Origin of the sequence: Labilithrix luteola, from assembly GCF_001263205.1 — a bacterium.
GTDB classification, from domain to species: domain Bacteria; phylum Myxococcota_A; class Polyangia; order Polyangiales; family Polyangiaceae; genus Labilithrix; species Labilithrix luteola.
Map to the genome: position 1 here is coordinate 12,043,078 of NZ_CP012333.1, position 25,691 is coordinate 12,068,768.

Consider the following 25,691-nt stretch of genomic DNA (forward strand, 5'->3'; position numbering starts at 1 on the left):
CGAGCTCACGAGGCGAGCGCGCTAGCCGCCGGGCGTGTGGCCCGCGCGAGGCTCCACCAGCGCACAGCGCTTCCCACGACGACGAGCACGATGCACACGAGGAGCAACGACGTGACGGCGACGTTCACCACGCCGGTCGTGCGCGTCTCGGCACGCGCGATCATCGGCCAGAAGATGGTGCGGATACTCTCGACGCCCCCCGCGAGCGTCGTCGTGCCCACGAAGAGCAGAGGCGCGAGCGTCACGAGCGCGTAGATCTTCTTCGGCGCCTCGCGAAGCAGGATGGTGGTGCCCACGCAGAGCGCCGTGCACGCGAGCAGCTGGTTGGCGACGCCGAACATCGGCCAGATCGTCGAGATGCTGCCGGTGAGAATGAAGTAGGTCCACCCGCCGACGATGATGCCTGTCGCGACGAAGCCGCCCGTCTTGCTCGTCGACTTTCCGAGCTCGGGCGAGAGGCGCCCCATGAGCTCCTGCATCAGGAAGCGCCCAATACGCGTGCCCGTGTCGATCGTGGTGAGGATGAAGAGCGCCTCGAACATGATCGCGAAGTGGTACCAGTACGAGAGAAGCGCGTTCATGCCGGGCAGGCCGCTGAAAACGCGCGCCATGCCCACCGCGAGTGACACGCCGCCGCCCGTTCGTGCCGCGACGACCTCGTCGGCGTCGCGCTGCATGGCAGGGAGCTCCTTCACGGTCACACCGAGCCGTGCGAAGTCGGCGTCGTCGAGCATCGTCGCGCGCGCGGCATGCGGATCGACGTGGTAATCGAGCGCGGCGAGCGTCTCGTTCGAGAGGGCGAGCGCGTTCGAGAGCTTCACCTTCTTGGTGGTCAACGTCGACGCCGGTTCGCCGGCCGAGAGACCAAGCAGCTTTCGATCGTTCGGTGAGAGAACGCCGTCGAGCTTCGAGAGCTGCTCCTTGTCCCGCGCGAGGCCGCCACCCAACTTCGTTTGCCCAGCGACCACCGGCACGTCGGGGTTCGTGTTGATCGCGACGTAATCCTCTTGGGGCATGGCGCACGCGGCGATGAGCGCGGTAATGCCGACCAGGCCTTCGACGAGCATCGCGCCGTAACCGATGGCCCGCGCATCGCTCTCCTTGTCGACCATCTTCGGCGTGGTGCCGCTCGCCACGAGCGCATGGAAACCGCTGATCGCGCCGCAGGCGATGGTGATGAACACGAACGGGAAGAGCGGCCCCTTCACGATGGGCCCGCCGCCGTGGATGTACGGCGTGACGGGCGGCATCTTGATCTCGGGGTTCACGACGATCACGCCGACGACGAGCAGCGCGATCGTGCCGATTTTCATGTAGCTCGAGAGGTAGTCGCGCGGGCAGAGCAGCATCCACACCGGCAGGACGCTGGCGATGAAGCCGTAGGCCGCCATGCCGAGCGTGAGCGTCGTCTTCCCGAGCTTCAAGTAGTGGGCGCCGTCGCCGCCGGCCACCGCCTTGCCGACCACGAGCGCCACCAGCAGGAGCACCACGCCGGCAATGCTAGCTTCGCGAATGCCGCGCGTCGTGCCGCCGCGCACCCGATAGATGTAGAGGCCCATCGCCAGGGCGATCGGAATCGACGCCCCGACGGTGAAGACGCCCCACGCACTCTCCGCGAGAGCCCCCACGACGACGTTGCCGAGACCCGCGAGCGCGATCACCACGATGAACAAGATCGCGACGGCGGTCACGAGGCCCAGCGTGGGGCCCAGCTCTTCGCGCGCGATCTCGGCGAGCGAACGCCCTTTCCGACGCATGCTCGCCACCAGAATGACGAAGTCGTGGACGCCGCCGCCCAGGACCACGCCGAACAGGATCCAGAGAAACCCTGGATAGAACCCGAACTGCGCCGCAAGCACCGGACCGATCAGCGGGCCGGCTCCGGTGATCGCCGCAAAGTGGTGCCCGAACAGGACGAACTTGTTGGTCGGGTGGTAGTTCTGGCCGTCCTCCAGCGCGTGCGCCGCCGTCACACGCGCGTCGTTCAAGCAAAGAACTTTCGCGGCGAGAAAGGCGGAGTAATAGCGGTAGGCGATCGCCAGCACGGCGAGCGCGCCAAGCATCCACGATGCGGCGTGCATTTTTGACCTTTACCGCAAACCTGGAGCCTTCGCCGGCCGGCCTGTGGTCCCGCCTCGTACCCGGCCTTTTGACGCGGAGCAGCGGCGAACCAGCCCGGAGAGAGCGGAGAGGCCAGAGCGCCCGGCGCGCGTGGAGGCAGGAAGGACGAACTTGGGACGCTTTCGTGTTTCGGCGCGGTGCGTCGATCCCCGTATACTCATGGGACCGTGGGCATGCCCCAACACGAGCTCGACGAGATGCTTCCGGGCGCCGGAGATGCGCTCGGTCCATACGAGCTGGTCACGCCCGTGGGCGCCGGAGGCATGGCGCGCGTCTGGGTCGCCCGCGTGCGCGCCACGGGACAGCTCGTCGCCGTCAAGACGCTCCTGCCTCAGCTCGCCGAGAACGTCTCCTTCCAGGAGATGTTCCTCGACGAGGCGCATATCGCCGGGCGCATCGCCCATCCGAACGTCTGCGCGACGTTCGACCTCGGACAGCACGACAAGACGCTTTACCTGGCGATGGAGTGGATCGACGGGCCGTCGCTCATGCGCGTGCTCCGTCCTCACGGCGACGCGCATTCGGACAACGACGGCGCGCCGCGTATCCCGATCAAGCCACGTCTCGCGGCACGGATCGTCGCCGACACGTGCGCGGGCCTGCATGCTGCGCACGAGCTCGTGGCCGAAGACGGGCGGCCGCTCGCCGTCGTCCACCGAGACGTCTCCCCGCACAACGTCCTTCTGACCTCGACCGGTCTCATCAAGGTGACCGACTTCGGCGTGGCCAAAGCCATTGGCAAGTCGCACATGACGGTCGCCGGTCAGCTCAAGGGCAAGCTCGCGTACATGGCGCCCGAGCAGCTCATGGGCGGCGGCATCGATCGACGCGCGGACGTCTTCGCTCTCGGCTGCGTGCTCTACGAAATCACGACCGGCCAGCGCCCGTTCGTCGGCGAGCACGATCCGCAGGTCATGGCGCAGATCATGATCGGCAATTACGAGCTCCCGACGTCGGTCATCGCCGACTACCCGAAGGAGCTCGAGGCGATCGTCGTCAAGGCGCTGGCGAACGAGCCGGAGAATCGATTCCAGAGCGCCGAGCAGATGCGCAAGGCGCTCGAAGGTTGGCTGCGCACGAGTGGCCCGCCCGTGATGCCTCCTCAGGTGGCGGCATTGATCCGCGAACGCTGCGGGGCCGAGCTCGACGCACGCGCTCGCATGCTCGCAACGAGCGGCGTCGGCCCCGCGAGCGGAACCACGCCGGCGCGGAGCGACACTCATCGCGTCCCCGAGCCGCGCCCGAGCGGACGCATCTCCGACAACGGCGCCGCTCTCGATCGTGGCCGGCGCTCTCGACCGACCGAGGATCAACCGACGTCGCGCGGCGTCCTCTGGTTCGTCGTGGCAGCGTTCATCGGCGCCTCGCTGGGTCTCGGCGTGCTCGTGCTCGCTCGCAGCATGCGAAAGGCCAAGCGCCTGGCGGCAGCCTCGGCGATCGAGCTCGATGCCTCGTCGCCCTCGTCGCCCTCGTCGCGCGCGATGCCCTTCGGTGCCCAGACGGCCCCCAATGGCATCGTGCTCCCGGTCATGGCCAGCGCCGTTCCGGCGGAGCCCATCCGCAGCCGGCCGGCCGCCGTCCGCCTGCACGTCCAACCGGAGACGGCCCTGCTGGTGGTCGATGGCGTGGTCCTGCCGCGCGGCACCGACACGATCGCGCGTCCCAGCGACGGCGGGGCCTCGACCGTCCTCGTCCGGTCCGAAAACCACGAAGACACCATCGTCGTCGTCGATTCGGCAACGCCCGACGACGTCGAAGTCGCGCTGCTTCCCCGCACCCACCAAGACGGCAAGGTGGACAACAAACCGGGCGAGAAAGCGGCGGAACGGCCAAGCGTGATCAAGCCCAAGAGCAACGAGAACGGAACGAGCGGAGGCGCTGCCGATCCCACGACGGAAGCGCCGCCCAATCCGTACGACTGAGAGGCAAGAAGCTTTACGACACGAGGCAGGTGAGGAACGATGGTCCCGTGCGCAAGGAATTCCTTCCGATCGGCGCGCTCGGCATCGGGCTCCTCGCAGGGCTCGGACTGAGCATCCCGCTCGCTCACGGCGACGCGAAGCCGAAGACGATCTCGGTCGACGAGATCAAAGACGGCATGAAGGGCTACGGCTTGACGGTCTTCAAGGGGACCGAGCCGGAACGCTTCGACGTCGAAGTCGTCGGCGTCCTCAAGAACTTCCGCCCGGGTCAGGAGCTCGTCCTCATCAAGACGCCCCACCCGCGCCTCAACGTCACGAAGAACGTCAAAGGCATGAGCGGCAGCCCCATCTTCCTCGATGGGCGGCTCGCCGGCGCATACGCGTACTCGTGGGCCTCGTTCCAGGTCGAGCCGGTCGCTGGCGTCACGCCCATCGCGCCGATGCTCGCGGAGATGCGCCGCCCGATTCCTCCCGGCTTCTGGCCGCTCGAGGGTCGCGGGCCCCTCCCCACGGCAGCCAAGCCCGCGCCGCAGAAGCACGCCAGCCTCGGACCTCGTGAAGACGGCGCCACGGCGTGGAACGGCGATCCCGGCGCGTACGACGTCGAGAAGCACGCCGAGCAAGTCAAAGCCCGCATGACCGCAGGCCTCGACAGCGCCCGCACGGTCGTTCCCGCAGCAACGCCCCTCTTGCTCGGCGGCATGAGCGATCGCTCGCTCGCGCTCGTGAGCAAGCTCTTCGGTCCGCTCGGGCTCGAGCCGGTGCAAGCCGGCGGTGGTGGCAACAGCGTCGATCCGAACGCGCCCATGCACTACGTCAACGGCGGCGGCCTCGGCATCCAGATGGCTCGCGGCGACGTGTCCTTCATGGGCCTCGGCACGGTCACGTTCGTCGAAGGGCAGAAGCTTTGTGGCTTCGGCCACCCGATGATGGAGGCCGGCGTCACCGCGCTTCCCGCGGCGATCGGCAAGGTTCACTGGCTCTTCGCCAGCGAGCAGCACTCGTCGAAGATCGGCGAGGCCGCGCGCCCGCTCGGTGCACTCGTTCAAGATCGCCAGAGCGCGGTCGTCGTCGACGAATCGAAGACGGCGCCCACGTTCCCCTTCTCCATCGACGTTCGCGGCGCGGAAGGGGCACCGAAGAAGATCTGGAACGTCGAGGTCGCCGAGGAGCGCTTCATGAGCGCTTCGCTCGTGGCCTCGGTGCTCGGCTCCGTCGTCGACGCCACCGTCAACGAGCGACGTGACGTCACCTGGCGGCTCGTCTCGAAGCTCTCGGTGCGCGGTCACGGAACGATTGAGCTCGAAGACTTCGGCGTCGCCGTCGGTGGCATGCCCGACGCCGGCGAGTTCGCCCACGCCAAGATTGGACGCGCCGTCGGCGAGGTCCTCAACAACCCGTGGGAGATGACGCACGTCGAGAAGGTCGAGTCCGTCCTGACCGTCGACTACTCGCGCGATCTCTGGCGGCTGCGCGGCGTCGACGTGCTCGAGCCCGTCGTCGACGCGAACCAGAACGCACGGCTGCGCGTCCACCTCCAGCCGTTCGCCGGTCCTGAGGTCACGAAGGTCATCGAGGTGAAGCTCCCCGAGGAGCTCGCCGGCAAAGACGTCGATCTCGACGTGGTGCCTGGCTACCAGGTCTCGCCCGAGCTCCCCTCGCCGCAGACGCTCGGCGATTTGCTCGCGAACTCGCAAAAGCAAAACATGCTTCCGAAGAGCCTCGTGGTTCAGTACCGCGTCCGGAGCCAGGGCGTTGCCTTCCGAGGCCACGTCGCCGATCGGCTGCCGTCGTTCGCGCTCGACGCGCTCCGGCCCGCCACCTCGGACACTGGGCCCGACGCCTTCGCGAGCTACGCACGCGTCATCGTGCCGCTCGACCGTTACGTGGAGGGGACCGACAAGGCGCGCGTCAAGGTGCGCCAGATCGTTCGATGAGGGGAAACCTCAAGCCGTTCCGACATCGTTTTCGACAGCTCTTGGCCGCTCTCTAGCCCCTTATTGTAGGATCCATCCATGCATTGGTCGGTTCTCGGCAGCTCGCGCGCAGCACGCGTTGCCGCGCTCGCCGCGCTCGTTGTCGCTCCGATTGTCACCTCCTCGAAGGCCGCGCACGCCGTGGGCACGCGCACCTTCGTGCTGGACACGCTCGACAAGCTCTCCGGCGGAGATCTGAAGGGTGTCTCCGTGAGCTCGGACGGCGCCGTGCGCGCCGGCTTCACGCTGGGCAGCGCCCCCGTTCCCGACGCCAGTGCCAGCTTCTCGGCGCTGGGACTCTCGGATGGAAGCGTGCTCGTCGGCACGAGCCCCTCGGGCAAGGTCTACAAGGTCGTCGGCGACGCCGTCTCGCTCTTCGCGGATACCGGGGCCCTCGCGGTCACCTCGATGGTGCAGGCCAAGAACGGCACCATCTATGCGGCCACGATCCCCGACGGGAAGATCTTCCGCCTCTCGCAAGGCAAGGCCGACGTCTTCGCCACGCTCCCCGAGACCAGCCACGTTTGGGCCCTCGTGCTCGACAAGGCGGGAACGGGTCTCTTCGCCGCGACGGGTCCGGAGGGCAAGGTCTTCCGCGTCGAGCCGAACGGATCGAGCTCGGTGTACTTCCGAAGCACCGAAAGCCACATCGTTTCGCTCGCCATGGCGGAGAACGGCGACCTCCTCGCCGGCTCGAGCGGCAAGGGCGAGCTCTTCCGCATCACCGGACCGGGTCGCGCGACGGTGCTCGCCAACATGCCCGGCGAAGAGGTGAAGGCCATTGCCGTCGGCAAAGGCGGCGTGTTCTGGGCGATCGGCAACGAATACGGCGAACCGCCGGAGCCGCCGAAGCGTTCGTCCGCCGCGGGGCGCACGCCCGCCGGCCCCACGTCCGGCACGAAGCCGAAGCCCGGCAAGGGCAGCCTCATGCGCTTCGACGCGACGGGGCGCGGCGAGAGGATGATGAAGCACGACGACACGCATTACCTGTCGCTCGTGCTCGATGAACAAGGCCGTCCGTACGTCGGCACCGGCGAAGGCGGCCGCGTCTACACCGTCGACGACGCGCACGTCGTCACGCTCGTCGCCGATGCGGACGAGCGCCAGGTCGGCGCACTCCAGATCGCGAATGGCAAGGGCTTCATCGCTACCAGCGACCCGCCGGTCGTGCACCGCATCGTCGGCCGCGGCGGCGCCGACGCCGTCTGGACGAGCAAGCCGCTCGACGCCGGGCTCCGCGCGAAATTCGGCACGCTCACCTGGCGAGCCAGCGGGCCTCTCGAGTTCTCTGCGCGAACCGGAAACACCGCCACGCCCGACGCCACGTGGACGAACTGGAGCAACCCCGTCGCGAGCCCCACGGCCATCGGCGGCGCGGGCAACCGCTACGTCCAGGTCCGCGCACGCTGGGCACGTGATCCCAACGCTATCCTCACCGAAGTGACGGTTCCCTTCGTCACGGAGAACGTGCGTCCGGTCGTCACCGAAGTCAGCGCGGCATCCAAGGGCGGCACCACGAAGGAGCCGACCGGCAACATCCCGGCGAGCGGCGGTGACGTCGGCAAACACGACAGCGTCGTGAAGGTGACGTGGAAGGTCGAAAATCCCGACAACGATCCGCTCCGCTATCGTGTCGCCTTCCGCAAAGAGGGACAGACGCAGTGGCGCGATGCGCTCAAGTCGGACGACGTGCACACGAAGACCGAGCTCGAGTGGGACACCGCGGCTCTTCCCGAGGGCAAGTACCGCGTGCGCATCGAGGCGAGCGACGAGCCGGCGAACCCGCCTGACCAGGTGCAGAAGCACGCGCTCGAATCGGAGAGCGTTCTCGTCGACAACACGCCTCCGCGCATCGAGAACCTGCAGATGGCGGGACGTCGTCTCCGCGGTCGAGTGATCGACGGCACGTCACCCGTTGCACGCGTTGAGGTCGCCGTCGACGGCAAGCTCGAGTGGAGGCCCATCGCGGCGGCCGACGGAATCTACGACACCCCGGAGGAGAACATCGACGCGGACCTGTCGTCGCTCGTTCCGCCGGGCTCACACATCGTGGTCGTCCGCGCGTTCGACGCGGCCGGCAACTCGGTTACGCGAGACCTCGAGACTCACTGAACCTCGCAACGACCTTGCAACGTTCGGCGCCACCCCTGACACGGACGTCATGGCCCCGGGCGATGCGCTTCGAGAGCGCGTCTCGGATTCACCGAAAATTTGGCCCGTTCTCGTGTCGGACGACCGGGGCGACGCATCGGCACGCAGCGTGAATCCAACGTGCCGAAGCGCCGAATCGGCGCACCTTACTTGTCTGGAAGCACGATACACGCCCTCCCATAGGCGGTCCTCTTGTTACGCAGCAGCTTTCGCAGAAGCTTTTTCGCGCCCGTTGGGCACACATTTGGTCGGCCGCGCTTGGCCGGACTCGTCGGTTTGACTCACTTCCTTTCGGTCGCGCTTTCGGGCGCACTTCCGGTCGCGTTTGCGCTCGTGAGCGGTTGCTCCAGCACTTCGGCGAGCGACGAAGGGCGAGGCGCAGGCCAGGGCTTTGGCGAGCAGAACCCCATGGCGCCGAGCACCTCGGATGTGGGCGGAGCGGAGGACGCAGCCTCGGCCGCCAACCCACCCCCGGTTTTCAAGGGCAGCCCCCTATGCGGCGTCGTGAGCGGCAGCTGCATGCCCGACGACGACACCACGCGGCACACGCGCGACGCGCAAGTCTGCCAGGGCCTCGCCGATGCGGGCGCGAGCGACCTGGTCGATGCCGGCGATACCACGGAAGCCCTCGAGGGCTGTCGGATCGACCGCGATGGCGTCGGTCTGACCACCAAGTGCAAATCCGCCAAGGCCGCGGGCACCGATGGCGTCAGCTGCAACACGGGCGACGACTGCGCGCCGGGGTTCGACTGTGTCGAAGGCGACAAGGGCGGATCGGTTTGCCGCCGCTATTGCTGCGCGGGCACCTGCGAGACGCAGGTTTCCCAGAACAGCGGCACCACGTTCTGCGACGTCCAGCGCCTCGTCGACACCGCGCACAAGGCGCCGGTGTGCATGCCGCTCAAGCACTGCAAGTTGCTCGAGCCGGGCGCGTGCGTCGACAACGAGACGTGCGCCATCGTCACCGCGAGCGGCGAGTCCGGTTGCGTGGCCATCGGCACCGCGCAGGCCGGCGATTCGTGCGAGGAGAACCACTGCGGCGCGGGCCTGACCTGCGTTGGCCAGGTGGGCAATCGCAGGTGCTATCAGCTCTGCAAAGTGAGCAGCAGCACCTGCGCGCAGGGCCAGACCTGCAAGACGACGACCCTGTTCAAGGACCCGGAATACGGGCTCTGTCAGGCCACCAGCTCTGCGAAGTGACCTGACTACGAACGAAGGACCTTCATCGCGTTGGTCCAGCGAATCAGTTCGTCGAGCATCACGTTCGCGGACTTGTCGATGTGGTCGTCGCTCTTGAACTTCTGCTGCTCGTCGACGTGCTTCGCGACGAACGGAATCGAGACGCCTTCCGGCAGCGGCACCATCTTGAGTGAGGTGACGATGAGCTTCGTCATCTGCACCGAGCGTAGGCCGCCCGAGACACCGCCGTAGCTGACGAAGCCGCAAGGCTTGTAGAGCCACTCCGTGTAGAGGAAGTCGAGTGCGTTGAGCAGGGCGGGCGCCGAGGAGTAGTTGTACTCGGGCGTGACGAACACGAACGCGTCGGATGCGCTGACCGTCGCGCTCCAGCGCCGCGTGTGCTCGTGCTCGTACTGGCCGAGCCGGGGATGCTTGGGCTCGTCGATGAGGGGCAGGCCGACCTCCTTGAGGTCGACGAGCTCGACCTCGAACTTGCCATGGCCCTTGGCGTGTTCCACGAACCACTGTCCGACGGGAAGGCCCATGCGACCCGGCCGCGTGCTGCAAACGACGACGCTCAGTTTCGACATGGATCGTTGGTAATCGAAAGCCCAACCGGCCCGCAAGGGCGCAAAGGCATGCGCTCGGGAGTCACGTCTTCTAGAGTCCTCCCTGCCGTCGTCATGAGCCTTTCCTCGAATGCCAATACGCGCCCGGCAGCTGCCTGGGTCGAGCGTATCGACCTCGCGCTTGCCTCGCGACGCCTCGGCAACGAGGTCGTCGATCGGCAGCTCTGCGCGCCGAGGGATTACGACGAAGCTCCCCACGTCGATGCGAGCGGGCGTCTCGCCGCGACGTTGGGACGAGGACCTCGGCTGGCGTCGCCGATGCGCGTCGCGCTCCGCCTCGGGACCGGCGACGTCTTCGAGCTCGCGTGCGCGTGCAAGAGCCGTTACGTGTGCGACCACATCGCAGCGCTCGTGGTCGACGTCGCGGCCCACGATGCGCTCCGCGCCGCCATCGCCGCAGGTACACCGACCGAGCCGCTCCTCGCCGACCTCGCCGCGATTCGCCAACGAACGTTCGAGGAGCGCACGCTCGCCGAGCGGCTCGCGCTTTGGCTCCCGCGCGAGGAGTTCGAAGAGGACCTCGAAATCGACGTCGAGATGGCACGCACGCACGGCCTTGCCACGCCGGAATCACGGCCGGTGGTGCTGCTTCGCCATCGGCGTTCGGGCTCGGGCCGCACCGTTCTCAAGCCGCGCGCTGTGATCGAAGCGCGTCTCACACCGCGTCATCGGAGGCTCGTCGAGCTCACCGCCCCGTCGTCCGCACAACCGAACGCACTCGTTGCCGTGCGCGCTCAGGCCTCGCTCCTCGTGCACCTCCTCACCGACGAAACCGCGCGCCACGATGCACGCGTGTTCACCGGCAGCTTCAAGAAACGCCTCCGCTACGCCAAGTCGCACGTCGCACCGCGGCTCGAACCCGTCGGCGAGCGACTTCTCGCGCGCTGGTACTCGGCCGACGGCGAGCTCGTGGCCGACGCTTCGGACGCGCTCTTGTTCGCCGGTCCGTTTCCGTACCTCTGGGTTCCGGCAAGCGAGACGTTCCATCCTCTTGCGCCGAGTGTCGACCTCGACGTCGCGTGGGGCCTCTCGCAAGTTCCTTCGCTCCCGCTCACGCCATCGGTCTCGGCGCGCATCGGTCGGGCGCTTCTCGCCAAGGGCCGTGGCCTCGGCGTGCGGCTGCCGTCGCACGAGGTCTTCGGATTGCCGCCCCCCGAGAAACCCACGTTCGAACTCGACGTGACCGGCTCGCCGCTCGACCTGCGCCTCGATCTCCACGCCGTCTACGGCACCACACGAATCAAGCTCGCCGACGGCTCGCCTGCCGACGACGACGACGACGACGACGACGCGTATCGTCGCGACTCGCGAACGGAACAGCGTGCACTTTCTCTGGTTCGTGAGGCGGGCTTCGACGAGAAGCTCGAGGCGACCGAAGAGCGAGCCGTGGAGTTCTGGCAGCACGGAGCGCACCTCCTTCGGACCTCGATCGATCCCCCGTTCCACATCCGCATCGCCGAGTCGCTCGGGCGGGTGCGCTTCGTCGAGCCCGTGAGCGTCGACGTCCACGTGCAGGCCTCCGCGGGTTGGCTCGACACCAACTTCACGTTCACCGCCGGCGCCTTGAAGGTGGAGCTCCGGCGAATGCGTGCCGCGGTCGCGCGCGAGAAGCGCTGGATGGCGCTCGCCGACGGAACGCTCACCCGAATCACCGAAGAGGTTCGAGCGCTGGTCGCCGGGACCGGCGACCTCGTCGACGATGGCGGCGAGGGGCGCCTCGCACCTCATCAGCTCGGACGCGTCGAGCAGTGGGTGCGCCAATTCGGCGGCAGCTTCGATCCCACGGTCAAAGCGCTGCGGACCGAACTCGAAGGGCTCGCCACACAGACCGAGCCGGCCATGCCGTCCGACCTGCGGGCCACGCTCAGGCCGTACCAGAAGCGCGGACTGGCGTGGCTGCAGTTTCTCAAGCGTCTCGGGGCCGGCGGCGTCCTCGCCGACGACATGGGCCTCGGCAAGACAATCACGACGCTCGCGCTGCTTGCGTGGTCCAAGGAGACTCACGGGCCACGCCCGTCGCTCGTCGTTTGCCCCACCTCACTCGTCGGCAACTGGGTGCGCGAAACCGAGCGCTTCACGCCGGGACTTCGCGTCCTCGTCCTTCATGGCTCCTCTCGCACCGACAAGATCGACGAGCTGATGGCCTACGATCTCGTGGTCACGACGTACGGCGTCTTGCGGCGCGACGTGGGTCACCTCGCGACCATGCGCTTCCGTTGCGTGGTGCTCGACGAAGCGCAGAACGTGAAGAACGCGTCGGCGGCGACCACGCGCGCGGCCGCTCGACTCGATGCCGACATGCGCATCGCCCTCTCGGGAACCCCTGTCGAGAACCGACTCACCGAGCTCTGGTCGATCATGAGCTTCGCCAACCCGGGCATGCTCGGAACGGCAAGCGACTTCGAAGAGCGCTACGAAACGCCGATTTCGAACTTCCCCGACGGGACGGTCGCCGAAGAGCTCCGTGGCATCGTGCGCCCGTTCGTGTTGCGCCGAACGAAGGCCGAAGTGCTCTCCGACCTGCCCCCCAAGACCGAGGTGGAGCGGCCGCTCGTGCTCGGACACCGCCAGAAGGCACACTACGATGCGCTGGCCTTCGCCGTTCGGGAGGCCGTGAAAACGAACATCGAGAAGCGTGGCCTCGCCCGAAGCCGCCTCTCCGTGCTCACCGCCATCTTGAGACTCAGGCAGATGGCTTGTGATCCGCGCCTCGTCGATCCGACGCTTCCTGCCACCGACAGCGTCAAACGAGCGGCCTTCCTCGAGCTCGTTCGAGACCTCGCGCTCGAAGGTCGACGCGCGCTCGTCTTCTCGCAGTTCGTCGAGCTGCTCACGCTCTGGCGACAAGATCTGGATCGCATGGGCATTCGCTACGAGTACCTCGACGGTGCGAGCACCGATCGCGACGCCATCGTCGAGCGCTTTCAAACGGGCGATGCGCGCCTCTTCCTGCTTTCGCTGAAAGCCGGTGGCGCAGGCTTGAACCTCACCGCGGCCGACACGGTCATCCATTGCGACCCGTGGTGGAACCCTGCGGTGGAAGACCAAGCAACCGACCGCGCCTATCGCATCGGTCAGACGAAGCCCGTCACCGTCATTCGCTTGCTCACCGCAGGAACCATCGAGGAGAAGGTGGGCCTCCTGAAGTCGAAGAAGCGCGAGATCGCCGATGCCATCATGGGGAGCGACGCCGAAGGTCTCGGCACGCTCGACGAAGACGATCTGCGCGGCCTCCTCGGTGATGCCGAGGGCGATGCCGATACCGAGGCGGACGAAGAGCTGGAGATACGATGAGTACGCTCACGCGCGGCGTCTATGCCGTGGCACGCACCAAACGAAAACGCTTCATGTGGTGCGCCTGGTGGACGGGCGAGCCCACCGCCAAGCCTTGGCGTGCCCCCGATGCCTGGGGTGGCGGCGCAGAGTCCGAAGACCAAGCGCGCACGATGGCCGAAGAGGTCGCGGGACGACCGCTCGAGCGCGTCGACGACCACTGGGCCGGTGCCTTCCGACGCGTGCGTGCCGGCATGAAGCCCTTCCCCACGCACACGCCGAAGACGGTCGACGCAGCGCCCCCGAACAAGCCGGTCGATCCGTATCGATTGCTCGGTGTGACGTCGGAGGCAACGCTCGACGACGTCAAAGCGGCGTTCCGCAAGAAGGCGCTCGAGAGCCATCCTGATCACGGAGGCAGCACCGAGGCATTCATCGCGCTCAAACGCGCGTACGACGGGATCGTCAAACGCCGATCGAGACCGCAGAAGCGTACGCGTTGATTCCGACGTGAGACACGGGGGAGCGCGGCCGCGAGGGGGCTGGTTATTGCACCCCTTGCCCGCCGAGTCTGGCTCTGCCGGACATTGGGGGGCTCATGCGTATGCGTGCGTCGTCGTGCTCGGTTGCGTTCTTGTGCATGCTCGGTGTCGTCGCGGCGTCGTGCAGCTCGTCCGAGAGCCACGACCCCTCCGGAGGTACGGAGGGGCCCACGGGAAAGTCGCGCTCACCGATCATCAACGGTGACCCCGACACCACGCACTCCGCGGTGGTGGCGATCATTGCGTCGTCGAGCTCCGCCACCACGCTGTGCTCCGGCACCATCGTCAAGGTCGACGCTGCGAACCACATCGGTTGGGTTCTGACGGCCGCACACTGTGTCGCGACTCCACCGACGATCGTGCTCGCGGGAAGCGACTTCTCGAAAGTCGACGTCACGCGTTACCTCCCCATCGACTTCACGTTCGACAGTCGTTACCAGCAGGGCGGTGACGCTGGGCAGCGCTTCGACTTCGCCATGATTCGGATCGGCGGAGTCGACGCGACGACACCGACGATACCCGTCACGACGGCCAACGACGGCCTCACCGTGGGCCAGAACGTCTTGGCCCTCGGCTTCGGGCGCACCAGGTTGATCGACGCCGGCACGGACACGAACACGCTGCGCCGCTCGGCAACGCTCACCATCAGCGCGCTCGACACGAACCTGATTGCCTACGATCTCCGCGAACGCGGCATCTGCGAGGGCGACAGCGGCGGCCCGGACCTCGTGACGGTCAACGGCGTCGACACGGTCGTGGGCGTGCACTCGTTCATCGTGAACGACTGCGACGGCCAGGGCGTGAGCGGGCGCGTTTCCGGAGACCTCGAGTTCATCGATGCCGCGCTCGCTGAACCGCTGCCGACACGCGATTGCGATCTCTGCACGAAGATCGTGAACTCGGGCAACCAGGAATGCGCGCTCATCACGACCGCATGCCTCACCAACCCCGACTGCGCAGGCTTCTACACGTGCCCCAACGCCACGACGAGCCCCGGTGCGGCCCAGGCCTGCTTGCAGAAGTTTCCGCAGGCTCAGGGGCCGGTGATCGCCGCCTCGCAGTGTCCGTGCAATCGGAGCTGCGCCGACGTCTGTGCAAGCACGCCGGCCTGCCAGGGCGTGCCGAAGTGCGGGTTCGCGGTGCAGGGAGCCTGCGGCACGTGCACCGAGGGCGGGTGTTGCCAGCAGCTCCTCGACTGCTCGGCAGACGCGAACTGCTACCAGTGCCTCGTCAAGGGAAACGGAGACTCATCGTGCGCCTCGAGTCAGCTGCATCAGCAGCTTACCGCGTGCATCAACAGCCAGTGCCAGCAGCAGTGCGCGACCGCGGCTCAGAACAATTGGGCTCAAGGCTCGGGCGCAACGGCCCTTGGCGGGACGACCTCGTACCAGGGCGGCACGTCGAACTGCTCTGCCGCGGGGGGGCGCCGCGTCGACGACTACGCAGCATGGCTCGGAGGGCTCGTGGCGCTCGCCACGGCTCTCGTCAGACGCCGTGCGTCGAAGCTCGAGCGGAGTACGCGCGGCGAATAGCATCGACGCGGAGTCTTCGGCGGTCTACTCACACGGGTAATGAGCTCGCGAAGGCAAGACGCGCTCGACTACCACTCCCAAGGAAAGCCCGGAAAAATCGAGGTCGTTCCGACCAAGCCGTCGGTGACCCAGCGCGATCTGTCGCTGGCTTATTCGCCGGGCGTGGCCGAACCCTCGCGCGAGATCGCCGGCAACCGGGAGCTCGTCGGCAAGTACACCGCGCGCAGCAACCTGGTCGGCGTCATCACGAACGGCACCGCCGTCCTCGGTCTCGGCGACATCGGGCCTTACGCGGCCAAGCCGGTGATGGAGGGCAAGGCGATGCTCTTCAAGAAGTTCGCCGGCATCGACGTCTTCGACATCGAGATCGCGGAGAAAGATCCCGAGAAGCTCGTCGAGACCATCTGCCGACTCGAGCCGACCTTCGGCGGCATCAACCTCGAAGACATCCGCGCGCCCGAATGCTTCTACGTCGAGGAGCAGCTCCGGGCTCGCATGTCGATCCCGGTATTCCACGACGACCAGCACGGCACGGCCATCATCACCGGCGCCGCGCTCCTCAACGCGTGCGAGATCGTCGGCAAGCCGCTCGCCGACATCCAAGTCGTCTGTTCCGGCGCAGGCGCCGCCGCCGTTCGCTGCATGGAGCTCTGGGTGAGCCTCGGCGTGCGACGCGAGAACATCCTCATGCTCGATCGGCTTGGCGTGGTCTACGAGGGCCGCACCGAGGAGATGGATCCGTACAAGGGCGCGTTCGCGAAGGACACGCCGATGCGCACGTTGCGCGAGGCGATCGTCGGAAAAGACGTCTTCGTCGGTCTGTCGGTCGGCAACATCGTCGACGCCGAGATGCTGAAGACGATGGCCTCGAATCCCATCATCTTCGCGCTCGCGAACCCCGATCCCGAAGTGCCTTACGAGGTGGCCATCGCCACGCGTCCCGACGCGATCGTTGCCACGGGGCGAAGCGACTACCCGAACCAGGTCAACAACGTCCTCGGCTATCCGTACATCTTCCGCGGCGCGCTCGACGTCGAGGCCACGGTCATCAACGAACCGATGAAGATCGCCGCGACGCGCGCCCTCGCGCAGCTCGCGAAGATCGACGTTCCGGATCGCGTCATGGAGGCCTACGAGCGCTCGGCCCTGAAGTTCGGGCGCGAGTACATCATTCCCAAGCCGTTCGACGAGCGCGTTCTCTACTGGGTTGCGCCCGCCGTCGCGCAGGCAGCGATGACTTCGGGCGTGGCGCGGAAGGAGCTCGACCTCGTCGAGTATCGGGAGCGCCTGATGGAGGCGCTGTCCCCCACCCGCCTCATCGTCCGCAAGATCTTCAACATCGCGAAGCTCTCGCCGCAGCGCATCGTCTTCCCCGAGGGCGAGAGCGACAAGATCCTCAAGGCCGCGACGATCGCGCGCGACGAGCAGATCGCGAAGCCCATTCTCCTCGGTCGCCCCGACTTCATCCGGGCACGCGCGAAGGAGATGGATCTCGACCTCTCCGACATCACGCTCATCAACCCGATCGAGTCGCCCGACCTCGAGCGCTACACCGATGTCTACTGGGTCGCCCGACGGCGCAAGGGCGTGACGCGCTACAACGCGTCGAAGGCCATCGCACGCGAGCGAAAGCTCTTCGGCATGCTGATGGTCAACCTGGGCGACGCCGACGGCTGCGTCGCGGGCCTCACCTCGTCGTATCCGGAGACCATCAGGCCGGCGCTGCAGATCATCGGCCTCGCGCCCGGTTATGCGCGCGCGGCCGGCATGTACATGATGCTGAAGGGCACGCAGGTTCTCTTCTGCACCGATACGACCGTGAACGAGAATCCCGACGCGGCCACGTTGGCGGAGATCGCCATCGCCAGCGCCGACGCAGTACGCGACCTCGGCATCGAGCCGCGCATCGCGATGCTCTCTTATTCGAACTTCGGAAGCGCGCGTGGCGAGGAGCCGGCGCGCATGGCCAAAGCCGTGCAGCTCGTCCGAAACCGTCGCCCCGATCTCATGATCGACGGCGAGATGCAGGCCGACGTCGCGCTCGAGCCCCTCCTTCGCGAAGAGTGGTCGTTCTCCGATCTGAAAGGGTCGGCGAACGTTCTCGTCTTCCCTTCGCTCGACGCCGGCAACATCGCCTACAAGCTCCTCGCGAGCTTCGGTCAGGCCGAAGCGATCGGCCCGATGCTGCTCGGCATGCGCAAGCCGGTCACTGTGCTCCAGCGCAACAGCAGCGTGGAGACCATCGTGTCCATGTGCGCCATCACCGCCGCGAGCGCCGTCCGTCACAACGCGGGCTCGTTCGGCTGAATCAGGCCCCTCACGACCGGCCGCCACGACCTGGCGTCCCCTGATTTCCGCGCCTCGGCCAGCCGAGCTAATGATCGTGCCTCGTTCCTTGCGTACGAAGTCGATCGCATGTGCTAGGGGGAGGCCAGATGTTGCGCGGCGATCTCCTGGAACGGTTCGACGAGGCTCTCAAGAAACTGGTCGAGCACGCCAAGGGGCTACGCCCCGGGGCCAAGCCGGCGGACATCACCACGGCCGAGCGCGCGCTCGAAGCCAAGCTGCCGAAGACCCTCGCGGCACTCTATGCGTGGCACGACGGCGAGATGCCCTCGGGCAAGGTGTTCGACGAGCTTTGCCGTACCGACGTCGACGCTTCGTGGGACGAGGAAACGCGCCAGGCCTTCGTGGTGAAGTTCATGACGCTCGCCGAGGTCGCCGAGGCCGGCGTGACCGAAGCGCACTTCGAACGCGCCACGAACTCGATGTGGCTCAATCCGATCGACGAGCCCTCGGTCACCTGCAAGCTCGTTCCGTTCCTCTGGGTTCGCGGCGGCGACCCGGCCGAGAAGCGTGAGCCGCGCCCTGACGACTGGTTCGTCGGCGTCGACGACGTGAGCGGAGCCGTGTGGCTCTACGAGCCCGATGGCGAAGATCTCGAGATCGTCGACCGCCAGGCCCCGGCGCTCGAAGAGTGGCTTCGCATTCGAACCTTGAAGCTCGAGAAGCTCTCGCGCACCGCTGCTGCCAAGGCGCCCAGCGCCGTTCCCGTCGTGAGGCCGCCGGCGCTCCTTCTCCTCGAATTGCTCGTCGAGAAGGGCGCGATCGAGCTCTCGGAAGACGCGGACATCCCCAGCACCGCGGCGCGCCTCGCTCCGCTCCTCGCGCAGATCCCGCAGAAGCTCGCGGTGAAGTCGGCGATGACGTTCCTCGAGGAAGACGATTCCATCGCCGAGATCTTCATGGACGACGACAAGCTCCGGAAGATCGTCAGCCAGTTCACCGCCTGAACCGGACGGGCGCGCGCCCGCCGTTGGCGATACACTCGCGCCGAGAGGTGCGACGTGGCGCGCTACGAATTCAGCGAAGGCAGCTCGAACAAGTTCTGGGAGATCGTCCTTTCGGACACCTGCTTCACGACGACGTTCGGTCGAATCGGTAGTTCGGGGCAGACGAGCAGCAAGTCCTTTCCGACGGCCGCCAAAGCCAAGCTCGAACACGACAAGCTCGTCGCCGAGAAGGTGAAGAAGGGCTACCTGCTCGTCGGTTCGGCGTGCGCCCCGGCGGTGGCCCCTCCTTCCCCCGCCCCGGCTCCTCCTCCTCCTCCGCCCACGCCGATCGCGCCGGTCTTCGAGCCGCCGGCGCTCGTTCCCGCTGCGGCGCCGCACGCGAGCGGCGTGATCTTGGACTGGACGCCCGCGTGCGCGGCGGCCGCCGAAAAGCAGCGCAAGGCGCTCGCGATCACGCCACAACCGAAGGGCGATGCCGCGGCGCTCTTCGCAGAGGTTCGCCAGGCTTTCGCTCGAAACCCCAAGTGGTCGATCGATCACGGTCTCGTGCGTGCGTCGGTTTACAAAGAGGAGCTCACGAGCATCCGGCGAATGCTCGTCACGGATGCGATGCCGGCCAAACTCGAGCCGAACGTCGCCGCCGGCGCGTATCTGCTGCTGCAGGTCTCCACGAACTACCATCGACGGCCGGGCGACTCGTTCCGCCTGCCGCTCGAGACGACGATGGCCTTCTGGGCTGCGCATTCGGGCCTTCCCTTCGCGCTCGAAGCCTTCCTCGGCACGCTCGGTCCGATGGTGACCGACTCGGCCCATCATGCCGACGGCGTCTACGCCATGTGGCTGACGAACACGCGGAAGGCCGCGCTCGGCACGATGTTCCTGCATCGCCCCGACCGATTCCTCCGCGCGCTCTGGCTCGCAGCTTCCCCGGAAGAGCAAGCCGCAGCGCGCGAAAAGGCCGTCGCGCTCCGCGCCGCAGGTGACCTCACGCAGCGCTCCGTCCTCTCGAGCATCTTCCTCGATCCCGATTGGATCGATGCCGATCTCCGAGAACGCGTCGCCACCGGCGAGCAAGCGTACGTGAACGATATGAGCTTGCTGAACGCCGGCTCGCTCGAGGCGCTCACGGCGTATTTCTCGACGCTCGGCTTCGAAGAGGCCGTTCTCCTGGCACCGTACGACGGCGTTCGTTACCTCCCGCGCGTCACGTGGACACTGCTCGATCGGTTCCGTGAAGGCGGCGTCCCCGCACTCGCGCATTGGCTCGCGCGTCTCTTCAAGGACCGAACGTCGTCGGAGCGCTGGTTCATCCTCGACGGAGCACACCACCTGTTCGACGTGCTCGCCTCGGTCACGAACTCGCCGGACGTCGTCGAGGCGGCCGCCAGTATCCTCACGAACCTCGGAGACGAGGCCATCGCGAAAAAGTCCGATCCCCGGCCTCTCGCCATCGAGACGCTCTTGCGCTCACCAGGGGTCGCGCTTCCCGTGGTGCAGCAGGCCGCCAAAGATCGTCACACCTGGGCCAAGAACCTTCTTCCGCAGCTCGAACGCCTCACGAACACGCGTGCGGCCGGGCCTACGGAAGAGGCCTCGCCGGGCGAGCTGCCGGAGGTGCTGCGAACGTCAGCGACGTTCAAGACACCTGCGTTCTGGAAGCCCGAGGCCTTCACCGTCCCGCAGACGCATTCCGGAAAGGCCTTTCCGCGCTCGGCCATCGAGACCCTCGGAGCATTGCTCGCCAAGGGTGACGCCGACGCCATCGCTCACGTCAAAGAGAGCGGGAACCCGGCATCCCTCGCCGCCTTTGCGTGGGACCTGTTCCAGTCGTGGCTCACCCATGGTGCGCCAGCCAAGGAGAAGTGGGGTTTCTTCGCGCTCGGCCTCCTGGGCGACGACGAGTCGGCACGAAAGCTCACGCCGCTCATCCGCGCATGGCCGGGAGAATCCGCCCATCAGCGTGCGGTCCTGGGGCTCGACGTCCTCGCGACTATCGGTTCCGACGTCGCGCTCATGATGCTCAACGGCATCGTCCAGAAGGTGAAGTTCAAAGGACTCCAAGAGCGCGCGCGCGACAAGATGGACGAGATCGCCGAAAAGCGCGGTCTCACCGCCGAGGAGCTCGCCGATCGACTCGTTCCTGATCTCGATCTCGAAGACGACGGCTCGAAGACGCTCGACTTCGGTCCTCGCTCGTTCCGCGTGGGATTCGACGAGACGCTGAGCCCCTTCGTGATGGACGCCTCCGGCACACGCCTCAAGGACCTTCCCAAGCCGAACTCCAAAGACGACGCCGCCCTGGCGGGAGCCTCCGTCGAAGCCTGGAAGGCGATGAAGAAGGATGCACGAACGCTCTCGGCGCTCGAGATCCTCCGCCTCGAGCTCGCGATGAGCAACGAGCGCCGCTGGGCAGCCAAGGATTTCGAAGCATTCCTCGTCCGTCATCCGCTGCTCGTTCACCTCGTTCGCCGCCTCGTCTGGGGAACGTTCGATACCGACGGCAAGCTCACCGGCACATTCCGCGTCGCCGAAGATCAGACCTTCGCCGATCGCGAAGACGAGACGTTCGGGCTCGCCGCCGACGCCATCGTGGGTCTACCGCATCGCCTCGTGCTCTCCGAAGCCGACGTGTCGGCCTGGGCGAAGGTGCTCGGCGACTACGATCTCGCTCAACCCTTCCAGCAGCTCGGACGCGACGTGTACGTCGTCGGCGACGCCGACAAGAAGGGCGCGGAGTTCCAGCGTTTCGTCGGTCGCGAGGTCGAGACGAAGAAGGTCATCGGCCTGCAGAGTCGCGGCTGGCGTCGAGGCTCCGCCCACGACAACGGCACTGTTCCGTACTTCTACAAGCCGATAACGCGCGACCTCAACGCGGGTATCCAGATCGAGAACGGCATCTACGTCGGCTCGATGGATTACACGGATCCCACGCAGACCCTAGGCATCGTCGACTTCGGCCCCGGCGAGCCGGATTGGGGCCGCGTCCGCTCGAACGCCGTCCCTATCGCGACCATCCCCGCCGTGGTGCTGAGCGAGGTCATTCGCGATCTCGAATCGCTTGGAGCGGCCCCAACCGACGCGAAGTGATCTGGGTCAGTTCACGATGGGCGGCTTCGCGGTATTGATGGGGCGGCTGCCCCTTCCTCCGTTGTAGCCGTAGCTGGCGAACGAACCGGTTCCCCAGATGGTGACGGAGAACGGTCCGTCACTATGGGCTTCGTGCCTGCCATATCCACAGGTCCCTTTCGCGAACGAGACCGGCTGGAATTCGCGCGTCAGGTGAACCCATGCAAATTCGTATTCTCCGGTCGTGCCGAGGGGCGCGAAGTCCGAGATCTCGCCAGCGCAGTCGAGCTCGACGGGCAAGAATCGATCGCCTTGCTTGCGCCGAACGATCGTGAGCGACGTCTCCGGATAGGTGTAGTCCGCAAAGAATATGTAGCGGTCGAGAAACTGGTCGGAAGGGACGACGCCGACGAAGTCCGGATCACCAACGAGATCGGAGCCGCCCTGGAGACCGCCGCTGAAGCGTGCCCCGGTCATGTAGACCGATGCGTGGAACGGGTGACTCGCGTCCTGGCTCTTCACGACCACCAGGCGATCCGTGAAGAAGGTCGCAACCTCCCCTGCGCCGAGCGTCTCGGGAGCTCCCATGGGGCGCTCGGGATCGTAGGTCAACACGGTTCCGGCCACCGAGCCGACGAGGCTCCACGGTACGAGCTCGCGCGGATCGGTCGCCGTCAAGCTCGTGATGCGAGACGCGAACGGCACGAGCGCGTACTCACTTCCCCACTGGGAAAAGGGGGCGATCTGCTGCTGGGTCATGTCGCACGCCGAGCTGCCTGCAGGGAGGAACGTGCAAGGCGAACCGCCGAAGAGGCCGACCGGCTTGTCGGCGACGATCGGCGTGCCGGTGGCTTCGTCGCGCTGGGTGATCTGGAGCACCTCACCGCGCGCGAGCATGAACGACGGTGAGCTCCCCACCTGCGCGGCCGGCACACGCTCTCCCTGGATGATACCGACGTTCGGTCGCATGGTGACCTTCGTGTCGTCCTCGTTCGCCACGATCTGGAGCGTGCGCATCTCTCCGCCGGGTACGCCCGTCGTCGTGACCTTGTTGGCGCTGACGGCGATGTAGCTCGTGTCCCAGGACGAGACGGGCAAGAGGAGCGTCGCCGTCGGGTACATGGTGGCGGCGCCGCCGTACGGAAAGATCGAGTATGCGGCGACGGGCGCGTCGGCCTTCAGGTGGAACGCGCGGGTGATGGTCGTGCCGTGGTGGATGGGGTCGACCTGGACCGCGGGGACGACTCCGTCAGGGCACGACGAAACGTCCTTGTCGGTCGCGCCCATGTCCTTGGAGAGAAAGACGAGCGCAACCTGCCCCGGCGGGAGAGCTCCCGTGAGAGGCTTGTAGATCGTGCCCTCACCGCTCTTCTCGGCCGTATAGATCGACCTCGAGATGTCGAGCGGATCCGCGCCGAACTCCGCTGTGAGCCGGACGTCGTGGTCCCACGTGTTGGCGACCATCGCCGCGAAGCAAGAGCCGCCACCGTACACGGCGTCGTCCGGCGGGAGCGTCCAGAACGAACAGCCGATCGAGCCTTTGGAGAGTTTGGCGCTCTCACAGGCGTCGAGGCAGCGTCCGTCTCCGCAGCCTTGATCGGGACCGCACTCCTCGAGGACGTCAGCGCCTCCGTCGCACGCGGAGAGCACCTTCTTCAAGTCGCGCGAGCACTGGCGCTCCTTGCATGGCTCGATCGGTGCGCCACCTTCAGGCGTCAGAGAGATCACGTCTGGACCGCTGAACCCGTTGTCTTTGCTCGAGCACGCCCCCGCGAGAAGCGTCGTGGCGGTGATGAACGCAAGGATGGACGCGCAGAGATTCGGACTGCCAAGACCCATCGACTTCACCTTTCAACCTGCATTGCCGCGAGACATGGCCCGCACTTCAGAACGCGACCTTCGACGGCTTCGGATGCGCATCGGTGTCGCGCGCTCCATTTCCGAGCTCACCTTTGCCGTTGCCGCCCCAGCATTCGACGGAGCCTCCCTGGAGGAGCACGCAGACGCTGCTGTGGGTGGTCGCGACCTGCACCGCGTGTCCCTCGAATGCGGACGCCTCGACGAAGGCATTCGTGAATAGACGTGCGTCGCCCGTACCGAGCTGACCGAGGATGTTCTCCCCGTGCATTGAACATGACCGTCGGTGAGGCGCACGCATGTCGTGTCGCCGGCCGCGGCAACCTGCTGTGCGTAGGCTTCGCCGAGGATGGGCGCATGCTTCGGCGTGGATGCCACCGTGTCGGGCATCGCCGTGCCGAGAGCACCACGTTCGCTTCGCCCCCAGCAGAAGACGTCGCCTTTGGCGATCGCGCACGCGTGGGCCGTCGGAGGCGGATCCGGCTCCCAGCTCGGAAGCCCCGGTGGCCGCACTCCCGGAGCGGAGAGAGACACACTGACGCCTGACACGTTCTCGAGGCCGAGGATGCTCTCGGGCACGGGGTTGGGACTGATGGATGAGACGCGCCCGGAGACCACGCCTTCGTCACCCGACAGCGCGCCCCAACTCAGGAGCGTTCCGGTGCTCGTCAGCGCAAAGGCCGTATTGGATCCGGCGGCCGCGCGCACGGTCTTGGCGTCGTGGAGCTCGGCGCGCGCGGGCTCCTCGATACCGCCCGCGTCGCCTCGGGCGAGCTGCGCTTGCTCGTTGCTTCCCCAGCACCAGAGTTCGCCGCTGCCGAGCAACGCGCACACGCTTCCGTGCCCGACGTCGACGCGCAAAGCGGGGGTGGGCAAGGACACGACGGACGGCGTCGGGTGCGCAGCGTCATCCGCTCCGGCGTCCCCGAGCGCAAGCTGTCCGTGGTCGTTGCTGCCCCAGCAGCGAATGCTCCCGTCTTCGAGTCGCGCACAGGTCGTGGAGTCGGCCGCGCTGATCTGCGTGACGTTCGCGAGGCCCCCCACGGCGCGCGGCGTCCCCGCGTCGGCCTGGGGTTCGCCGGCCGGAAGAGCACCGAGCTCGCCGCGATCGTCGGCTCCCCAACACCGAACGGCACCGTCGCTCATGCGGGCGCAGACGTGATGCTCGCCGGCGGCGAGCTGCGCGACACATGGCGAGCCCGCACACGTGACGGCCTCGTCGGCCGGGTCGAACGGCGCGCGCGCGTCCTTTCCCGAGTCGCGCGCCGAGTCGGCGTCCCCCGGGGCGGCGGCCTCGGGCAGGCTCGCCGTGGGGGACGACGCGTCGTCTTGCGCGAAGGCCGCGCGGTCGTCCGAGCTCGAGCACGCCAGGGCTAGAGCCGCGCTGCCCGCCATCGCTGCGATGACCAACACTCGTGCACATTGCATGCGATTCATCGAAGTCCTCAAGGCCCGTTCGAGGCGTGGTGCAGGACGAGATCATCTCCGACGACCCAGAGGTCATGCGGTCCCGCGGCCCACATCGCGTAGAGATCGTTCGTCACCGGAGTCTTGGCGGGCATCACTCCGGCTTGCAGCCAATCCGTGCCGTCCCAATGGCGCAGACGTCCGTACGCCCCCGCGGCCCATGTATCGTTCGGCCCCGTTCCCCACACCGCGGAGAACGACTTGTCGAGCGACGGACGGTCCATGTGCGACCACGTGAAGGTGACCCCGTCGGCGCTCGTGGCTCGCCAATAGCCGGGCCTCGAAGAGACGCTCTTGCCGACGATCCAGGCCGATCCGTCGCCGCTCATGCCCGCCGTGTAGAGGGTCGCGAGGGCGCCCCACCGCGGTCCGAGCTCTGCGGGATCGTAAGGCAGCGCCACCGCTGCAAAGCTGGTGTCGCCGACGGCGCGTCGAAAGACGCCCGCGTGCATCGAGGTAGCATACGTCTGACCGTCGACCCTCTCGTCGCCACCGATCCATGCACCACTCGCGGCCGAACCCCACACGTTCCTGAAGACGAACGGCTGGCTGGAGATCGCGTCGAGTGACCACACGGCCCCTGCCCCGGCGCCGTTTCGGAGAAGTGAAGGACGCGACTCCGCGCGGGACTCCCCTGCACGCGCTTGCCCCCGACCGCCCAGACGTCCGACGCCGTCGTGCCC

Annotated in this window: 15 protein-coding genes; 10 read left to right on the plus strand and 5 right to left on the minus strand. The window is 66.9% G+C overall.

Features of this window, described 5'->3' with window-relative positions:
* Positions 1 to 5: 5 nt before the first annotated feature.
* Positions 6 to 2,081, minus strand: a complete 2,076-nt coding sequence (locus AKJ09_RS52005) for a carbon starvation CstA family protein (RefSeq protein WP_146655308.1) — start codon at positions 2,079 to 2,081, stop codon at positions 6 to 8.
* A gap of 213 nt (positions 2,082 to 2,294) precedes the next feature.
* Here AKJ09_RS52005 and AKJ09_RS52010 point away from each other — a divergent pair, with 213 nt between their 5' ends.
* The 4 genes from AKJ09_RS52010 (at position 2,295) to AKJ09_RS52025 (ending at position 9,370) form a co-directional block, all read left to right on the plus strand.
* Entirely contained in the window at positions 2,295 to 4,043 is a 1,749-nt protein-coding gene (locus AKJ09_RS52010) for a serine/threonine protein kinase (protein WP_240489009.1), read from the plus strand.
* Between the two features lie 47 nt (positions 4,044 to 4,090).
* Entirely contained in the window at positions 4,091 to 5,980 is a 1,890-nt protein-coding gene (locus AKJ09_RS52015) for a SpoIVB peptidase S55 domain-containing protein (RefSeq protein ID WP_146655310.1), read from the plus strand.
* A 78-nt stretch (positions 5,981 to 6,058) separates the two neighbouring features.
* Positions 6,059 to 8,131 carry a molybdopterin-binding protein gene (locus AKJ09_RS52020; protein ID WP_146655311.1) on the plus strand — a complete coding sequence of 691 codons (2,073 nt, stop codon included), beginning with the start codon at positions 6,059 to 6,061 and terminating at the stop codon, positions 8,129 to 8,131.
* Positions 8,132 to 8,446: 315 nt separating this feature from the next.
* Positions 8,447 to 9,370 (plus strand): hypothetical protein, encoded by a 924-nt coding sequence (locus AKJ09_RS52025; protein ID WP_146655312.1) that lies wholly within the window; start codon positions 8,447 to 8,449, stop codon positions 9,368 to 9,370.
* Positions 9,371 to 9,375: 5 nt separating this feature from the next.
* Here AKJ09_RS52025 and AKJ09_RS52030 read toward each other — a convergent pair whose 3' ends face one another.
* Positions 9,376 to 9,939, minus strand: coding sequence for an NADPH-dependent FMN reductase (locus AKJ09_RS52030; RefSeq protein ID WP_146655313.1), 564 nt, complete (start codon positions 9,937 to 9,939; stop codon positions 9,376 to 9,378).
* Between the two features lie 93 nt (positions 9,940 to 10,032).
* Here AKJ09_RS52030 and AKJ09_RS52035 point away from each other — a divergent pair, with 93 nt between their 5' ends.
* The 6 genes from AKJ09_RS52035 to AKJ09_RS52060 all read left to right on the plus strand — a co-directional run bounded on the left by AKJ09_RS52035 (position 10,033) and on the right by AKJ09_RS52060 (position 21,705).
* On the plus strand, positions 10,033 to 13,272 hold the full coding sequence (locus tag AKJ09_RS52035) for a DEAD/DEAH box helicase (RefSeq protein ID WP_169928704.1): 3,240 nt from the start codon (positions 10,033 to 10,035) through the stop codon (positions 13,270 to 13,272).
* Positions 13,269 to 13,754, plus strand: a complete 486-nt coding sequence (locus AKJ09_RS52040) for a J domain-containing protein (protein ID WP_146655315.1) — start codon at positions 13,269 to 13,271, stop codon at positions 13,752 to 13,754. Before AKJ09_RS52035 ends, AKJ09_RS52040 begins: the two co-directional genes overlap by 4 nt.
* Before the next feature lie 95 nt (positions 13,755 to 13,849).
* Complete coding sequence (locus tag AKJ09_RS52045; protein WP_146655316.1) at positions 13,850 to 15,325, plus strand: S1 family peptidase; 1,476 nt, start codon at positions 13,850 to 13,852, stop codon at positions 15,323 to 15,325.
* A gap of 39 nt (positions 15,326 to 15,364) precedes the next feature.
* Positions 15,365 to 17,632 (plus strand): NADP-dependent malic enzyme, encoded by a 2,268-nt coding sequence (locus AKJ09_RS52050; RefSeq protein ID WP_146655317.1) that lies wholly within the window; start codon positions 15,365 to 15,367, stop codon positions 17,630 to 17,632.
* A 128-nt stretch (positions 17,633 to 17,760) separates the two neighbouring features.
* Positions 17,761 to 18,618, plus strand: coding sequence for an SMI1/KNR4 family protein (locus AKJ09_RS52055; protein ID WP_146655318.1), 858 nt, complete (start codon positions 17,761 to 17,763; stop codon positions 18,616 to 18,618).
* 54 nt (positions 18,619 to 18,672) lie between these two features.
* Complete coding sequence (locus tag AKJ09_RS52060; protein WP_146655319.1) at positions 18,673 to 21,705, plus strand: WGR and DUF4132 domain-containing protein; 3,033 nt, start codon at positions 18,673 to 18,675, stop codon at positions 21,703 to 21,705.
* A gap of 6 nt (positions 21,706 to 21,711) precedes the next feature.
* Here the strand turns inward: AKJ09_RS52060 and AKJ09_RS52065 are convergent, their stop codons facing one another.
* Genes AKJ09_RS52065 through AKJ09_RS52075 form a run of 3 tightly spaced genes read right to left on the minus strand, consistent with a single transcriptional unit; the run spans position 21,712 to position 25,583 of the window.
* Positions 21,712 to 23,523: an IgGFc-binding protein gene (locus AKJ09_RS52065; RefSeq protein ID WP_146655320.1), complete on the minus strand. Its 1,812-nt coding sequence runs from the start codon at positions 23,521 to 23,523 to the stop codon at positions 21,712 to 21,714.
* 12 nt (positions 23,524 to 23,535) lie between these two features.
* Entirely contained in the window at positions 23,536 to 24,978 is a 1,443-nt protein-coding gene (locus AKJ09_RS52070; RefSeq protein WP_146655321.1) for an RCC1 domain-containing protein, read from the minus strand.
* Between the two features lie 8 nt (positions 24,979 to 24,986).
* The gene (locus tag AKJ09_RS52075) at positions 24,987 to 25,583 is read right to left on the minus strand and encodes a hypothetical protein (protein ID WP_146655322.1); all 597 of its coding nucleotides are present in this window, start codon (positions 25,581 to 25,583) and stop codon (positions 24,987 to 24,989) included.
* Positions 25,584 to 25,691 lie beyond the last annotated feature (108 nt).

Bases quoted from the DNA above. Each gene is read 5' to 3' on its own strand.
- AKJ09_RS52005 (WP_146655308.1), bottom strand. From the start codon at position 2,081: ATGCACGCCGCATCGTGGATGCTTGGCGCGCTCGCCGTGCTGGCGATC.
- AKJ09_RS52010 (WP_240489009.1), top strand. From the start codon at position 2,295: ATGCCCCAACACGAGCTCGACGAGATGCTTCCGGGCGCCGGAGATGCG.
- AKJ09_RS52020 (WP_146655311.1), top strand. From the start codon at position 6,059: ATGCATTGGTCGGTTCTCGGCAGCTCGCGCGCAGCACGCGTTGCCGCG.
- AKJ09_RS52030 (WP_146655313.1), bottom strand. From the start codon at position 9,939: ATGTCGAAACTGAGCGTCGTCGTTTGCAGCACGCGGCCGGGTCGCATG.
- AKJ09_RS52035 (WP_169928704.1), top strand. From the start codon at position 10,033: ATGAGCCTTTCCTCGAATGCCAATACGCGCCCGGCAGCTGCCTGGGTC.
- AKJ09_RS52040 (WP_146655315.1), top strand. From the start codon at position 13,269: ATGAGTACGCTCACGCGCGGCGTCTATGCCGTGGCACGCACCAAACGA.
- AKJ09_RS52045 (WP_146655316.1), top strand. From the start codon at position 13,850: ATGCGTATGCGTGCGTCGTCGTGCTCGGTTGCGTTCTTGTGCATGCTC.
- AKJ09_RS52050 (WP_146655317.1), top strand. From the start codon at position 15,365: ATGAGCTCGCGAAGGCAAGACGCGCTCGACTACCACTCCCAAGGAAAG.
- AKJ09_RS52055 (WP_146655318.1), top strand. From the start codon at position 17,761: ATGTTGCGCGGCGATCTCCTGGAACGGTTCGACGAGGCTCTCAAGAAA.
- AKJ09_RS52065 (WP_146655320.1), bottom strand. From the start codon at position 23,523: ATGGGTCTTGGCAGTCCGAATCTCTGCGCGTCCATCCTTGCGTTCATC.
- AKJ09_RS52070 (WP_146655321.1), bottom strand. From the start codon at position 24,978: ATGAATCGCATGCAATGTGCACGAGTGTTGGTCATCGCAGCGATGGCG.